General features: G+C 33.7%; 6 protein-coding genes. 3 read left to right on the top strand and 3 right to left on the bottom strand.

The genetic code is table 11. From position 1 onward, the window contains the following. Window positions 1–43: 43 nt before the first annotated feature. Both ACFQ39_RS14635 and ACFQ39_RS14630 read left to right on the top strand, forming a co-directional pair. Entirely contained in the window at window positions 44–739 is a 696-nt protein-coding gene (locus ACFQ39_RS14635) for a hypothetical protein (protein ID WP_377180316.1), read from the top strand. Window positions 740–867: 128 nt separating this feature from the next. Beyond that, window positions 868–1,563, top strand: coding sequence for a hypothetical protein (locus tag ACFQ39_RS14630; RefSeq protein WP_377180314.1), 696 nt, complete (start codon window positions 868–870; stop codon window positions 1,561–1,563). A 517-nt stretch (window positions 1,564–2,080) separates the two neighbouring features. On the opposite strand, the gene ACFQ39_RS14625 is transcribed toward ACFQ39_RS14630, so the two are convergent. The 3 genes from ACFQ39_RS14625 to ACFQ39_RS14615 form a co-directional block, all read right to left on the bottom strand. After that, window positions 2,081–7,363, bottom strand: coding sequence for a choice-of-anchor D domain-containing protein (locus tag ACFQ39_RS14625; protein ID WP_377180312.1), 5,283 nt, complete (start codon window positions 7,361–7,363; stop codon window positions 2,081–2,083). A 170-nt stretch (window positions 7,364–7,533) separates the two neighbouring features. Next, complete coding sequence (locus tag ACFQ39_RS14620) at window positions 7,534–11,115, bottom strand: right-handed parallel beta-helix repeat-containing protein (RefSeq protein WP_377180310.1); 3,582 nt, start codon at window positions 11,113–11,115, stop codon at window positions 7,534–7,536. 333 nt (window positions 11,116–11,448) lie between these two features. Next, window positions 11,449–15,273 (bottom strand): T9SS type A sorting domain-containing protein, encoded by a 3,825-nt coding sequence (locus ACFQ39_RS14615; protein WP_377180308.1) that lies wholly within the window; start codon window positions 15,271–15,273, stop codon window positions 11,449–11,451. 588 nt (window positions 15,274–15,861) lie between these two features. On the opposite strand from ACFQ39_RS14615, the gene ACFQ39_RS14610 reads away from it, so the two are divergent. Then, window positions 15,862–16,674, top strand: coding sequence for a sugar transferase (locus ACFQ39_RS14610; RefSeq protein ID WP_377180306.1), 813 nt, complete (start codon window positions 15,862–15,864; stop codon window positions 16,672–16,674). The last annotated feature ends 389 nt before the right edge of the window (window positions 16,675–17,063 follow it).

Raw genomic sequence — 17,063 nt, 5'->3', positions numbered from 1 at the left:
TACAGTGAATTAAACTTAACTGAAGTTTAACTAAAAATAATGTATGAAAAGAAAATTACTATTCTTCACCTTGTTTGTTTTGATGAGTATTTCTGCAATATCCCAAATGGATTATTCGGAAATTAAATTCAAAAGTAACGTTTACCAATATAAAGATGTAATGCCTCGAACTGAAGAATTAGGCATTAGTAAATACCTATTGGCAGAAATCGTTGAAACCTTGGGTAATTCCTTCTACACTAAAGCTGAAAAAGAAGAGATCATCGAAAAGGCCTATTTGGCATTAACAAATCCGAAACTTTTTGATTATGTCTATAAAGATTTTGCCGTGACATCCAATAACAATTGGGGCAGTAGAAACTCTCAAGGCGAGATCATCCTTGAACCAAATCCATATCTGACGGACTGGACAATAAGTGATAACGAGTACCCTTATTTTCAATTGGCCTTTAATAAGATTTTAGATCATTTTAGATTGATGTCGTATGGTGATGATGCAGAAAGTGTAGCCTCTTCCTTCAATGAATTACTGATCACCAAAGATTTCAAATTTAGTGAACCTAAAGAAGACGATTGGGCGTATTCTTATCTGGAAACAATTAATGGAGAATTAGCCGAAAAAGGACTTGTTGCACTGGTTACAAAAGGTTATTACCAGATTGTTGTCTGTAAAATTGAAAATAAAGAAAAGCTAACCGATTTATTTGAAAAGTTCAAATGGGAGTTGGTTCAACCATAATTATAAATTCCTCCCCTCAAATCAGGAAATCCTCTATTGCACTTATTGTATGGAGGATTTTTGTTTTATTATATACTATCCGCACTTTAATATCGTTATGGCATAAGAATACTTCTAAAAATATACCCTTGAAAAAGATTACGCTTTTTATCGGCATTTTACTGCTTTCCGCGAATTTGTTCTCTCAACAAATTGATTACGGAAATATTAAGTTTAAAAGCAAGATTAGAAACTATACAAAAAGCTTACCTAAAACGAATGAAAAAGGAATCGATAGAGAGGTTGTCAATGAATTGGTAAAATTACTTGGTGAGAATGTTTTAGATGACAAACAGAAAAAGGAATTGTCTAACAAAATTTGGTTAGCTCTAAGTGACCCGGAAAAATTTGACTTTGTTTATAAAGATTACTCTATCAAAACAATTGAGAATTGGGGAGTAAAAATTAAATTTGAGGATCCAAATTTTGAACCAAATCCTTATCTATATCAATGGACGATTACCGAAGATGAATACACCTATTTTCAATGGGCAATGACAAGAATATTGATTTATGAAGGACTGATGGCCTATGCAGATGAAGCAAAAGTTGCATCTAAGGAAATAAAAAACTTATTAGCTTTAAAAAAGATTAAATTGCCCTATCATTATTCTTCAGAGTATACGAATTCTTATTTAGAGCGAATGAATAAAACAATCTCCAACAAAGGATTAGTTATATTAATTTTCCAAAATAATTTTGATTTTCTTGCCTGTAAAAAAGAAAACAAGGAGCAGATTGTTAATCTTTTAGACAAATTTCAGTGGCATTTTGATTTGCCCTAACTTACGATTTGTTTTTCAAACAGATTATACCGAATCTTATCTCGCTCATTCTTTACTGCGAGTTTTTCTTATAACGTACTAATTTACTTAAGACCTATTGAGCACAATGTTTTTAGTAAGGACTTGACTTAAACGCATAACCCATTCTAATATAATGCCCCACATAAAATGGATCAATCGATGAACATGAATGAATATAGTATCCTTTTGTTGACGTAAATTGATGGGAATAACTATCTAATGAGTCTTTACAAAAGCTAAAAAATAACTTAAGACAAGATTTATTAGAACAGTAACGGCTGTCTCGGCAAGTATAATGTTTATAAATTTGAAGATCCTGCCATAGGAAAAACACAATCTTCTACTGTTACTATACGAATGTGTTCATTAGGAGAACTATAGGTAATATTTTAGTGACACCTTTAAAATATAAAAATTAAGAAATTGTATTCCTAAATTAATAAAAAACCACGCATGTAGCGTGGTTTTTTAGGATTATTATTTTAGATGAACCAATCTATAATTTGATTGCTTTTTTATTGAGTATGGAACCATTTTCCAATTTAACTTCAAAGATTAGAACTGCTCCCGTTTGTGCCTGAGGGACATCTAAATAGAAACTTTGTAAATTTGGACGTTTTACTTCTATATTTCTACCTAATACATCAAATACTTTTACTTCTTTTACCGCCTTGCTTGCATCAATTCTAAACCCAGTACCTGAATTAGACAAAACAAAATTACTGGTTTTCAATATTTCATCAACTGCCAATGCATTTTTAGAAAACTGTAAAGTGAAGCGATTTGGGAATTCTCCTACCTCGATTTGATTAAATTTATATACACCATCTTTCAAATTATGAGTTTTATTTAAGACATGGTCAACTAAATAAACATCTGTGTCCCTAAAAACACCTTCAAAACCAGAAATTTTTAAACTTAAATTTTTTGATTCTTTAAGATCAAATCCCAAATTTACTGCCTTGTCTGTATTAAAGCTGCCGAGGGCTTGAATTACAAATTTAGCATTATCTAAGTTAGAATAAAGTCTAAGATCGTTTTTACCTAAACCACCCATGGCATCATAACGAAAGTCCAACCCATCAGTAGCCTCATCAAAAAATCCAACAAGAATATTACTCCTAAGTTTGCCATCAGATAATTCGAGCCAAATTCTATTTGCTTCACTTTTCTGAACAGCACCCTTCTTAACTTCTGATTTATAAAATTGGTCATTTTGACTAATGAGCTTCATATCATTATTAAATGTCACAGCTCCTGGTGTAACAGTTCTTGCCATGAATCCTTGTCCAGAGCCAATATTATTTGTCAATGTAGGCTCAGAAGGACCTGCACTAGTATAAAATATATAACCTGCAGGATCAAATTCATTACCATCCGGAGATTTGTCCTTTGCCCATAACGCGATTTCATTAATTGCCCCGTTATCACCTATAAATTTGGCAATATCTATAGCAGTTGGATATGGATTTCCTAAAAGGTTAAAATTATTATTATCAGTACCCGTATCTACTACGCCACTAAAATAAACATTAGGTGAGATAGAACCATTAAAAGGCACTCCTGTAAAACTAATTGTTTGCACTCCTGTCGAACTTCCATCTACAGAATAACCTTTCGCCTCATCCATAGCTCCGGATGCGATCCACCAAAACTTATAGTCATCATAAATTGTATTCTCATACTTTGGATTAGGGTCATCAGGCCTGTAATCAAATATTCGATTTGGATCTACTCCTGCGAATACAGTATTCAATTGTTGATCTGCCACTGGTGAAGACCAATAAGTAGCTTCAAATATCGAATTTAAAGGCTGTGAATTTTCAATTTTTGTGATAATACCTAATTCCACATTACTAGATCTCGTTACCAATGATTCTGTATCTCCTATAACCAATGATCCGTTTACTATTAAATCCCCATCTAGAACAATACTATTATTAGTCAATCCATTTGAGTCGTAAACGACATTCGCACCGGCCTCAATGATTAAGTTACATGCAAAGAAGGTTTCGCCTGCCGCTGCAAATGATCCAGTAATAATGGCTGTTCTTGATGGATCTGGCTCCAAATTAGTCCAATTTACACCATCAATAGTCGATGTAGGTCCGACAACTTGCGTTCCTAAAGCCAGGTTTGTCAACGGTGATGCGTTATCTACTTCCTCCAAAATTAAATTACTCCAATCTAAAATACTAAAAGTTCTATGAGCCTCTTCGGAAGAACAACCACCTTTAATAAAACATCTATTATCACCCCATGATGCAGGTGGATTGTTAGAATTATTAGAAATATTTCCAATAATTTCAACTCTATCATTATAGGAATTTGTTCCGTTACTTGAAGAAATTAGAATAACATCATTACCTGTAAAAGTACAAACTGGCGTAGAAATCTGAGGAGCAGAACCCAAATTTCCTGCTGAAGGAAGAATTGCTGATCCATTTCTAAATAGAATAGCATCTCCTGGAGCTAATTCAGGAATTAATTCACTTGCCGTTGGATTTGATGTTTCAATAACACCAACTCGCGCAACCGCATCATTAAATAGAGCCAAATAAAACGCTCCAGCCGGAATCGTCTCATCTGATATGTTAATGACTTCAACCCAATTGTCGTTTGGTCCAAATCCTTGGTAATATTGACTGATCATGATTTGATTGCTCAATACTTGCACCGCCTGACCGGCAATATTCATAACAAAAAATGGATCGGAAGGATCATTACTTGAAATTAAAACTGAACCGGTAAATGACCCTAAGCTAAGTGGATTGAAAGTGACTTGAAAAGTTTCAGTACCTCCTACAGGGATGTTTAAATTTGCAGGTTGTTGGGAAACCTGAAACGCTGCCGGATTTGTTGAAAATAGCGGCCCACTAAGAACTAAATCTTGATCTCCTATATTAGTTAAAGTAAAGGTATTCACAATTGGGCTTCCCAACAATGTTTCGCCAAAGTTAGTTCCTGAAGCTAAATCTGCAGAACCAGAGTTTATAATAACAATGTTATTCCCCGAAACCTGAATTTGAGAGCCGGGTTGACCGGGTGCTGCAACATCAATAGCCCAACCTTTCGCAATTAAATTATTGTATGCTGTAAAACTGGCAGATGTTAGCTCTCCTGCATTATTCCGTAATTCCAACAATCCGTTCGATAAACCATGATTGTCTAAATCAATGACGATCTGATCCAATACAGCCGATGGTAAGTCTGATGCATGAGCACTTACTCTTGTCAGTAAGGTGTTATTTGATATATTTAAATCCGTCAATTGGCTTCCATCTGTTATCAATGTAGCTAATTGTGTATTATTTGTAATATCAAGTGATGATAGATTTGGATTTCTACTTAAATTCAATAATGTCAATAAATTATTTTGACTAACATCCAAGGTCGTTAAATTATTAAAACTTGAATTAAACGAAACCAATGCTTCCGCATTTGTCAAATCTATAGAAGTGATTTCTCTGGTAGTTTGACCAAAATTAAGCAAAGTCAATCCATCAAAACCATCTGTACTTGTAATCGTCACAGTGATTGGAGAACCATCATTTCCACTAAAATCAAACGAAGGAACATTACCTACTTGCGTAATTGTTCCAATTACCGGATTCGTAGCTTCCCATGTTAAAACTTCTCCGCTATTTGTAATACCCTGTGTTGTCCATGTAGGACTTGTTGAATTTGTGATAATAGTTATTACCTCTGTAGTCGGAACTATTGGAGCCGCTACATCTATTGTCCAACCCCTTGAAATTAAATTATTATAGGAAGCCAAACTGGCTGCGGTTAAACTACCTGCATTATTCCTTAATTCCAACAATCCATTTGATAAACCATGATTGTCTAAATCAATGACGATCTGATCTAATACAGCAGATGGTAAATCTGATGCATGAGTACTTACTCTTGTCAGTAAGGTGTTATTTGATATATCTAAATCCGTCAATTGGCTTCCATCTGTTATCAATGTAGCTAATTGTGTATTATTTGTAATATCAAGTGATGATAGATTTGGATTTCTACTTAAATTCAATAATGTCAATAAATTATTTTGACTAACATCCAAGGTCGTTAAATTATTAAAACTTGAATTAAACGAAACCAATGCTTCCGCATTTGTCAAATCTATAGAAGTGATTTCTCTGGTAGTTTGACCGAAATTAAGCAAAGTCAATCCATCAAAACCATCTGTACTTGTAATCGTCACAGTGATTGGAGAACCATCATTTCCACTAAAATCAAACGAAGGAACATTACCTACTTGAGTAATTGTTCCAATTACCGGATTCGTAGCTTCCCATGTTAAAACTTCTCCGCTATTTGTAATACCCTGTGTTGTCCATGTAGGACTTGTTGAATTTGTGATAATAGTTATTACCTCTGTAGTCGGAACTATTGGAGCTGCTACATCGATTGTCCAACCCCTTGAAATTAAATTATTATAGGAAGCCAAACTGGCTGCGGTTAAGCTACCTGCATTATTCCGTAATTCCAACAATCCGTTCGATAAACCATGATTGTCTAAATCAATGACGATCTGATCTAATACAGCCGATGGTAAGTTTGATCCAAATAAACTTACAAATGTTAGAAGAGGATTGTTAGATAAATCTAGTGTAGTTAAACCCGTGGCGTCAGCCCTTAAAGTTGCCAAAAGAGGATTATTTGACAGATCAATACTAGTTAGAGGGTTACCTCTTATTACCAATGAGGTAAGTATTGGATTTTGACTTACATCTAATGCCCCAATCTGATTAAACCTAGCATTCAAGATAGATATTGCATTCGCATTACTAACATCAATAGAGGTAATATTCTTGTCCAAACCAAAATTTAAAACCGTCAAACCATTGAAACCATCGTTACTTGTTACAGTTATATTGATAGGACTACCATTGTTCGCACCAAAATTAAATGTAGGTACGTCCACATTCTGTGTAATCGTCCCTATCAGTGGATTGGATGCTTCCCAACTAAATATGTTCCCTGAATTCACGACCTGCTGAGGAGTCCATGAAGTACTATTTGATACTGTTGTTAGAGCAAATGTTTGCAAATTTGGTAGCCCGACATCAATCGTCCATCCCTTCCCAATAAGATTATTGTAAGCACCTATACTTGCTGGAGTCAAGCCACCAGCATTTCTTCTGATTTCGAGTTGACCATTCGAAAGGCCATTATTATCCAAATCAATTAAAATCTGATCTAAAGCTGCTGAAGAAAGTTGTGAAGAACGCACCACCACCAAATTTAACAAGGGATTATTCGAAAGATCTAAATCTGTCAAACCTGTAAAATCTGCTCTTAAAGTTGTTAAGAGAGGATTATTGGATAAATCTAAACTTGTGAGGTTTAAGTTTTGCCTGACATTTAATATTGCCAGTTCTGGATTTTGGCTTAAATCTAAAGTAGAAATTTGATTAAATCTTAAATTAAGATTTCTAAGTCCAGTTGCGCTAGTAACATCAATGGATGATATTTCCTTATCTATACCAAAATTAAGATTTCTTAAATTGCCTAAACCGTCAGCACTTGAAATCGTAATATCAATTGGAGACCCGTTATTCGCACTAAAATCGAATGTAGGATCATCAATACTCTGAGTTAATGTACCAATCAATGCATTACTCGCTTCCCAATCTAATACTGCTCCTCCTTTAGTTACTAAATCCGGTGACCATGAATTTGAAGAAGATGTTGTAATTAGCTCAATGTCTTGACCATAACTAAACCCAGTAAAAATTAGAATTATTAGAAAAAGTATTTTTTTAATCATAGCTTTAGATAGTTTACGAATGTTATCACAAAAATAACCAAATATTCTAATCTATCTAAATATATAAATAAAAAATCAATTTGAACATTAATTAAATAGCCTTAATAATACATTTCTCTTAACCACTAAATAATTCAATTAATCTTAATTGAAATAAAAACCAAAAATCATTAATTTTTGATAATTTTTCTCGAATAAACTTGAACTTTATCGTAAACCTGCAATAAATATATCCCAGATGCAAAACTTGATAAGTTAAGTGTGATAGGTTTGACAGATTCTTGAGGATTAATTTCCTTCGTTGCTAATAGATTCCCACTAATATTATAAAGGTTGTATAAGTAAGAATCACTTGTAACGTTTATGAAGAAAACTCCATTACTTGGATTCGGATAAACAACAACTTCTTTTTCATTTAATAAAATTGACTCATCAATATTGGCAACTGAATCCTCTCCAATATTACTGCTGGGTGGCAAATAATACTTTGAAGCTTCGGCTTTTGCCTGTGCAGCTACAGTAACCAACACCTCAACAGTCTCTTCACACCCGTTTTTATAAACTGTTACTGAATAAGTTCGTGTCCTCGGTGGACTTACTGTAATTGATTCTTTAGCAGTACCTGTTTGCCACAGATAACTATCTCCACCACTTGCCGTAAGTGTTACCTTTTCTCCAGGATTTATTGTTACATCAGGACCTGCACTAGCATTTATCGTTGTTACCCTAACTTGAACATCATCACTGGCTTTTGAAACACCGTCTGAGACCTCCACTGAATAAACAGTAGTAGAATTGGGACTTACCGTGATTGATTTTGATGTTTGACCAGTACTCCACGCATAACTTGTCCCTCCTGATGCCGTCAACTGTACGCTTTCTCCTCTACATATTGCTACATCAGGACCAGCATTCGCTTGGATATTAGTATTAGATCCATCATTCACTGTTACTAAAACCTCTGCGGTCTCCTCACATCCATTTTTATAAACAGTTACTGAATAGGTTCGAGTATTTGGCGGACTAACAGTAATAGATTCCTTTGCAGTACCTGTTTGCCATAAATAACTATCCCCACCACTCGCCGTTAGAGTTACTTTTTCTCCTGGACTTATCGATACATTCGGACCTGCACTGGCATTAATTGAAGCTACCGTAACTTGAACGTCATCACTTGCTTTTGACGTGCCATCCGAGACCTCTACAGAATAAATAGTAGTTGAGTTTGGACTAACCATGATAGATCTCGATGTTTGACCCGTACTCCACACATAACTTGTACCTCCTGAAGCCGTTAATTGTACACTTTCTCCCCTACATATTGTTACATCAGGACCAGCGTTAGGCTGCACAGTATTGTTAGATCCATCATCGACAGTGACTAAAACCTCTGCCGTCTCCTCACATCCATTTTTATAAACAGTTACTGAGTAGGAACGTGTTCTTGGAGGACTAACATTGATTGAAGGATTTGTACTACCTGTCTGCCATAAATAACTATCTCCACCACTTGCCGTTAGAGTTACTTTTTCTCCCGGACTTATCGTCACATTTGGACCAGCACTGGCGCTAATTGATGTTACGGTAACTTGAACGTCATCACTTGCTTTTGAAGTACCATCTGAGACCTCTACAGAATAAATAGTGGTAGAGTTAGGACTAACCGTAATAGATCTGGACGTTTGCCCAGTACTCCATTTATAACTCGTACCTCCAGATGCTGTCAATTGAACACTTTCTCCCCTACATATAGTTTCATCAGGTCCTGCATCAGGATTTAAGGAAGGGTTAATAGTTTTATTAGAGGATAGAAGGATAGCAGAGCCAAATGACTCAAGGTTAATACTACCTGAGTATAAATTTCCTTGTAAATCTTCCCATGTACCATTAGGCAATTGAATAGACTTAGTTTTCAAATCAGAGTTATATGCAATCGTCGATCGAGTCTCAGGATTTTTGGGAATCCAGTTTAGATTATCTGTCGTTGAATTTTTATCCTGCCCTGTTAATGACTTCCACTCATTCAATGTCATATTTGTCCCATTCGAACTATTAATTTTAAACGCGACACACTCCGTCATATAGGGATTGAAATATTTATTATTTGTATATGTCGCGAAATTATAGTGATCCCACTCACCATTCCGAACTTTCATACTTGTGACAGAACTGTTTAATACAAATACCTCATTATTCTTTACAACATTGTTAACCATCCCACCTTTTACTCCTCTTTTATCCTCCGCCAATAAGATTCCATTCTGACTATTTGAATTGTCGTAAATTTTAGTGCCATCCAGAATTATATTTTTATTGTTATGAAGATACACTCCCCAATAACAATCAACAACGGTATTATCTGTAATTGTTATGTTTTTTGTGTGATCATCCATATATATACCACCAACTAACCATTTATCGGATAACTCCCTATTAACAACGATATTCCTATTAATCACTGTTCCGTCTGCCGTTATATCATTGTAAGTAGGCGCTCCTGTTTTTATTCCTCCACCATCATGAGAGATTAAACAAAAATCTTTTATGTAGTTTTTCTCTATCAACCCATTAGATCCATATAATCTTATACCGCAATAACCAATTCGTTCCATGGTATTAAATGAGACATTATTTCCATTCCCATTACTCGCAATCGCAAATGGTATATTTATATCTCCAGAAGTAGCTTGCTTGAGCATCGCGACATCCTTAATTACGTTATATTGAATTATTGCATTTGACGGTTGGTTCGCTGAGTCCCACATATTAACATTAATTCCATAAGCCATGCTACCCAAAATATTGTTCTTCGTAATAATTGTACCAAAACTATTTTTAGTAATGATCGCACCGTCATAACAATAATTGAATGAATTGGAATCTACCTTTAAGTTATCACAAGAATTAGCATAAATTGCTTTTCCTTTGAAAAAGTTAAAAGAAATATTCTCAATAGTAACATTATTCGAATTGGCTATATTAATAGCGTCATCCGCTATATCATTTATTACTATATTCTGAGGGCTATTAGAAGAATACAAATATAGCTTGTTTGAATTTTCTTCATAAGACCACTCACCTTCTTTAGACAATAAATTTTTATGATTGACAATAAATAAATGATCCCCCACATCAACAGCAGTAGAGGGGGCTGAATCTATAGTAATTCTTCCAGTAGAACTATTAAAATCAACTATTTTTCTACTACTAAAAACCCAATCGTTTGACTGGATTTGAATATTGGCTCCAGCTAGATTTGGCAAACCAATCAATTCTTTAGCAAAAAATACAGTATTGCTACTTTTCGAACTTACTTCAACGTAATTTTCGACAGTGCTGAAATCGTTTTTAATTTTCGGATATCTTCCATTGGATAAAACATCTTTATTCTTAAAAACCTGGTAAACATTATTTTGACTACTTGTACTCCACAAATTACCCGATTCTCTTACCCAAGCTCCAATTGACCTCGCGCCAGTAATAATCGGAACCTCACCTGAACCGTATGAAGAAATTGTAATATTATTTTTGTTCCGGATATCCAAAGTACCATAAAAAGTATCCCCCCTTCTCAAAAGAATAATGGTTCCTGATGTAAAACTACCGATTTTTGAGTTCAATTTATCTAATGTTTTCCATGCATTTGAAGGCGATTTTCCATCTCTTGAATCATTACCCTGACTCGATAAATAATATGTTTGGCTATACATTGAAAAAGTCACGCCTAAAAAGAAAATAAAGAAAAATCTCATAGCAATTAATAATTACAAATTAATTTTTTACATAATAAAAATGGGGGGAATTTTGCTAAAACCGGTTTATATAGATACATTTAAAACTTAAATGATCTGGTGGTTTAATATTGCGCAAACGTAAAAAAGAAATCTTAAGGAAATCTAAAGTCTTGTCAAAATTTTACTTTTAAAAAAATGCATTCCGAAACCAATGATTATTAATCTTTAGTCATTTAGAATATCTATAATTTTTTGACCAAATAAAAAGGGGGTATGCATTTTTGCCACCCCCCTATTTTTACGATATAATTCGTCATTGATAAGTTATAATTTCGCAAGTAGTTGAAATTATCACATAACGACTACCTTTTCGACATATTTTTCCTCACGATTATATAATTGCATCAAATAAACACCTTTGGCAAATCTAGAAAGGTCAATTTGTCCAAAATTTGCCTCATAATCCTCCTGTAACAAATCAGTACTTATCACATTGCCTTGCATATCCATTAAAACTAAATTATAAGTTTTTAAAGAATTACTACCTTGGATATTTATAATTCCTTCTGTCGGATTGGGATAAACCAAAAGATCTAAATTTTCTGTATTTATTTTTTCAGAATTATCCCTACTATTATTTTTAGTTTCGACCACATTTACATCAGGAACTGAATTATTCAAATTACAATTGATTACAGTTACCACAACTTCATCTACATCATTAAGTCCTCCTCTAGTGACATTTAATGTATATGTTGTTGTTCGATTAGGACTTACAGTAATTGAAGGACTATCATCACCCGTGCTCCATAAATACTCATCCCCACCGCTTCCATTAAGAATTATAGATTCCCCAAGACATATAGTTAAATCTTCTCCTGCCTGAGCATTTGGCGGCATCGGTTTTACGACATTCACCTTCACTTGGTCTCCTGATGTACATCCATTGCTCGATACGACGACAGAGTATATTGTAGTAACACTTGGACTTACGGAAATACTTGGGGTAGTCTCACCTGTATTCCACAAATAGTTATCTCCACCTGTAGCTGTTAAAACTATTGTTTCACCTAATGATATCGTTCTATTTGACCCAACCTTCGCTTTTGGCGCTTTATAAACCATTACAACTACCTCATCAGTATCACTAATAGTTCCGTCCGAAACCTCAACGCTATATGTAGTTGTAGAATTAGGATTGACTATAATGCTTTTGCTAGTTTCTCCTGTACTCCACTTATAACTCGTTCCCCCTGAAGCCGTAAGTATGGCACTGGCCCCTTCACATATCGACTGATCACTGCCAGCATCTGCATTTACATTGCCTTTGGTTGTTGCTGAGCCATTCACAACAACAGTAACTGAATCTATTGAAGTACATCCATTTTTAGTTACAATGACCTCATATATAGTGGTTGTATTTGGACTTACCTTTATACTAGATGTATTCTCCCCTGTACTCCATAAATAACTATCACCACCCGTTGCATAAAGAACTGCACTTTCGCCTACCTCAATTGTGACATTTGGTCCAGCATCTGCATGTGGAAGTTCATTCACTAAAACAAGCACCTCATCAGTATCACTTATAGTCCCATCCGAAACCTCTACACTGTAAATTGTAGTATTTATAGGATTAACTGTAATACTCCTTGTGGTTTCCCCTGTGCTCCACTTGAATATTGTTCCTCCTGAAGCAGTAAGCGTTGCGCTGTTACCTGCACAAATGGTCTGATCCTTACCAGCATCTGCTATATTTGCATTGCCCTTAGTGGTCGTAGAACTATTCACAACAACAGTAACTGAATCCACCGCAGTACAGCCATTTTGAGTTACAATGACCTCATATGTCTTAGTTGCTTTTGGACTTACAACTATTTCTGCAACAGTTTCTCCAGTACTCCATAAATAACCATCTCCGCCATTGGCTATGAGGGTAGCACTATCCCCCTCAGTAATCGTTACATCGGGGCCTGCATTGGCTATTGGCATTGGCTGAACTGTTACCACGACATCATCCGTATCCGAAATCGAACCGTTAGAAACTTCTACAGTGTAAGTAGTTGTCGAATTGGGCTTTACTGTAATTCTTTGAGAAGTCTCTCCAGTACTCCATTTATAGCTCGTTCCTCCTGAAGCTTCAAGTATTGCACTATCACCATAACATAAATTAATGTCCTCACCTGCATGCGCCTTAATAGAACCTACAGATTTATCTGTTATAAACAATATTACAGACGAAAATGGTTTTAAAGTGATGTTCCCTGCATAAATTTTGCCATCTAAATCCTCCCAATTTTTTGCGCCGAGAGGAAATGTTTTATCATTAAATTCAGAATTATAAATTAATCTAACCCTGTCTTCAGGATTTTTAACTTGCCAATTAAAATTGTTATTCGATGATTTAATATCTTTATTTGAAATTTTTCTCCAATCTGGTAAGTTTAAATACCTACCATTACTTGAAGCAATTTTTAAGGAAACAGTATTATTATAATAAGGGTTGTAGTATTTATTGTTATCCATTCTAGCGAAATCAAAATGATCCCCTATACTATTTCTAATTCTTAAGACTGTCTCATCCGTTTTCAACATGAAAATTTGGTTGTCTTCAACTATATTTCCTTTCATTTCACCAAGTACACCATTTCTGTCCTCAACCATTAACAACCCATTTTTCTGGGTATTATAAATTTTATTATCCAGGAGGCTTATTCTTTTATTATTATGAAGATAAACTCCCCAGTACGACTCAGATATAGTATTTCCTGAAACTAAAACATCTTTAGTGGTATCATCTATGTAAATTCCCGCAACTAACCATTTATCTCCTAGATTTCTGTTGACCGTGATATTATTTCTTATAATAGATCCGTCAGCAGAAACCACATCATAAGAAGGTGCGCCGGTTTTTATACCACCACCATCATGAGAGATAAGACAAAAATCTTTGACAAAATTATTTTCAACTATGGCTTCAGAACCATGTAGTCTTATACCACAATATCCTACTTTTTCTATTTTATTTTGAGAAATATTATCTCCCTTACTATGGCTAGATATTGCCATTACTGTTTGGAAATTTTTTGATGTAGCTTGTTTTAGCATAGCAAATTCAAAAATTTCATTACCTTGAACTATTGCGTTAGAAACTACTGTTGAGGGTTCCCAAATATTTAAATTTATACAATACTGCATACCTCCTTTGAAGTAGCTATTAATTACACTTGTTTTTAAACATTTTTTTGTCAAAATTGACGCTTCATAACAATAAAGAAAAGTACAATTTTGAATTGAAAGATTATCGCAATTTAAAGCATTAACACCTCTATTACTATAATAGTTGAAACTAATATTCTCAATTGAAATATTATTGCTATTTGTTAAATCCAAACCGTTTCCAGTTGAAGTATCTACTTTGATTTTTTTTGGATTTAATGCAGAATAAATGAACAATTTATTACTATCCTTATCATAATACCATTCCCCTTCCCTATCGAGTAAAGAAACATGATCAATTATAAAAAAATTGTCACCTTTATCAAGTGAAAATGCAGGCGCTTTGTCTAATGTAATCCGTCCAGAACCAGGATCAAATCCCTTAATTTGGCAACTAGAGAAAATCCAGTCTGCAGACTGAATTTGAACAAATGCTCCCGTAATATCGTCATGGCCGATTAATTCATCACTTATAAAAGTTTGATTATTAACAGCTTTTGTAACTTTCAAATAATTCTCTTCAGCAGAAAAATCATCTTTTATATGAGGGAATCTAGCATTCTGTAAAACATTACCTTCATAAAATACTTGATTAACACGCTTCTTAATAGTTGAAACCCATAGATTGTTGGAAAACTTTTGCCACCCCTCTAATGATTCTGCCCCAGTTAAAACAGGTTTAGGACCCGAACCATAGCTCGTAATCTTAATTCCATTTCTGTTCGTAAGCTTGAGAGTACCATAAAATTCATCCCCGGAACGAAAAGCAATAACATCGCCTGACTGAAACCTAAGCATTTCTGAATTAATTTTATTTAAACTTTGCCAAGCTGTAGACTCTGTTAATCCGTCATTTAAATCACTTCCCCCTGCTGAAACATAATAAGTTTTTGCAAAGATTAATTCAATAAATAAAAAACATACAACCCAAAATAAAAACCTAACTTTCTTTTCCATAACTTTTCCTTGTACTTAACTCCAAATGATAATTCCTAATAAATTTTAACAGAAGAGAAACACAATCTAATAATTGCCCAAATTTTATTTCCGGCAATTGAGATGTGGAGGGTATAGAACAAAACGCTAGTATTTAAGGGATATTGTATTAAAAAAAAATTGATGAAAAAATGCATTCTCTTTATCTCTGCTTGGAGTACTAAAAACTCAATTTTTACTAACCTAGTAATTAGAGGAACTTATATTTTAACAAATATATTTTCAAATAATTTTTGATGTCAAAAATACACCGTACTAATTTTATCAATTCTCTAATTCTAACTCAAAACACATAAAGTTTTGTTTTGTAAGAGTATAATTTTAAAAAAATTAACTATATTCGCACTATACTTATTACTTCAGTTTAATTTTATGCTGGCTTGGTAAGTTTTATTTATTAACATAAATCCCCTCGCTATGGAAGAATACTACATTATTTCCCCAACTTTATTGTTGCATTTTTTTGAATGAACATTAATTTCCGACAAGCAATTGTTAGAATATTAATTGTCCTTTTAATCATTTTATAATCCCCCAAAAAAATGTAACATGGAATCAAAATTTACTTTTTATAATGACTTATTGAGTTTAGATAAAACTAATTCAACATATTCAAAATCATACTTAAAAAAAAGAGATTTACTTACCGTGAAGTATAAGCTCAATGGTAATGAGTTATTGTCAAAACCAAATAATTTCTTAAGGGATACGCCTACATATTTATTTATCCCGAATGCTAGGAAAAAATTTCTTGTAGATAAAAACACATACACTTTACACTTTAAAAGAGCTTTTGACATTTTCTTTTCCTTAGGTGTGTTTCTTTTCGTCTTATCATGGTTGTATCCTATCATGTATATCTTAATTAAACTGGAATCTCCAGGACCAGTTTTCTTTAAACAACAAAGAACAGGTTTAAATGGCACACCATTTGAGTGTTATAAGTTTAGGTCGATGAGATTAAATACGCATTCAGATAGCATGGCCACATGCAAAAACGATCATAGAGTAACGAAAATTGGTAAATTTATTCGCAAGAATAGTATTGATGAAATACCTCAGTTTATCAATGTATTATTTGGTGACATGAGTGTTGTTGGACCAAGACCCCATATGCTAAAAGAAACTTCTGCCTTCGTTCAGACAATACCTGAGTTTTCTATAAGAGAACAAGTAAAACCTGGTATTACGGGATTAGCTCAAGTCAATGGCTATAGAGGCAAAATAGATCAAATTAGTGACCTCAAGAATCGTTTACGTTATGATTTTGTTTATATCGAAAGGGCCTCCTTAACTTTTGATGTGAAAATTATATATAATACCTTTCTCAAAATGATTTTTGGAGATGATAAGGCATACTAAATCTTTAATCCTTTAAAAATGTTTCAATAAACCATAACCCAACCAATTAAGTTATGGTTTATTGAATTTTACGTCATAATAGATTTACTACTTCTATTTTCTGGCTAATTAAGAAAAAATTCAAACTGTTAAATTTCTCTCATAAAGTATCACGTTAAATTTAATCTGGATTTATGCAATATTTGATATAATTAATTGTTATTAAGAAATCAAAAAAACAATTAAGTATTGATATTCAAAGTATTGTTGAATTCCTTTATGAGAAATTCCAATTAATTGAAATAAATTAAAATTAAAGGGAATTAATAGATTTATTCTATTCTCAATATGTGACTGGGAAAGGCGAAGCCGTATCAAATTATCAGGAAGACAATTGTTGTTATTATAAA

The sequence above is a fragment of the Namhaeicola litoreus genome (assembly GCF_042679565.1).
In the GTDB taxonomy this organism is placed as follows: Bacteria; Bacteroidota; Bacteroidia; order Flavobacteriales; family Flavobacteriaceae; genus Namhaeicola; species Namhaeicola litoreus.
Note: the sequence above shows the minus strand (reverse complement) of the source record. Positions and strands in the feature narration are given on the sequence as shown.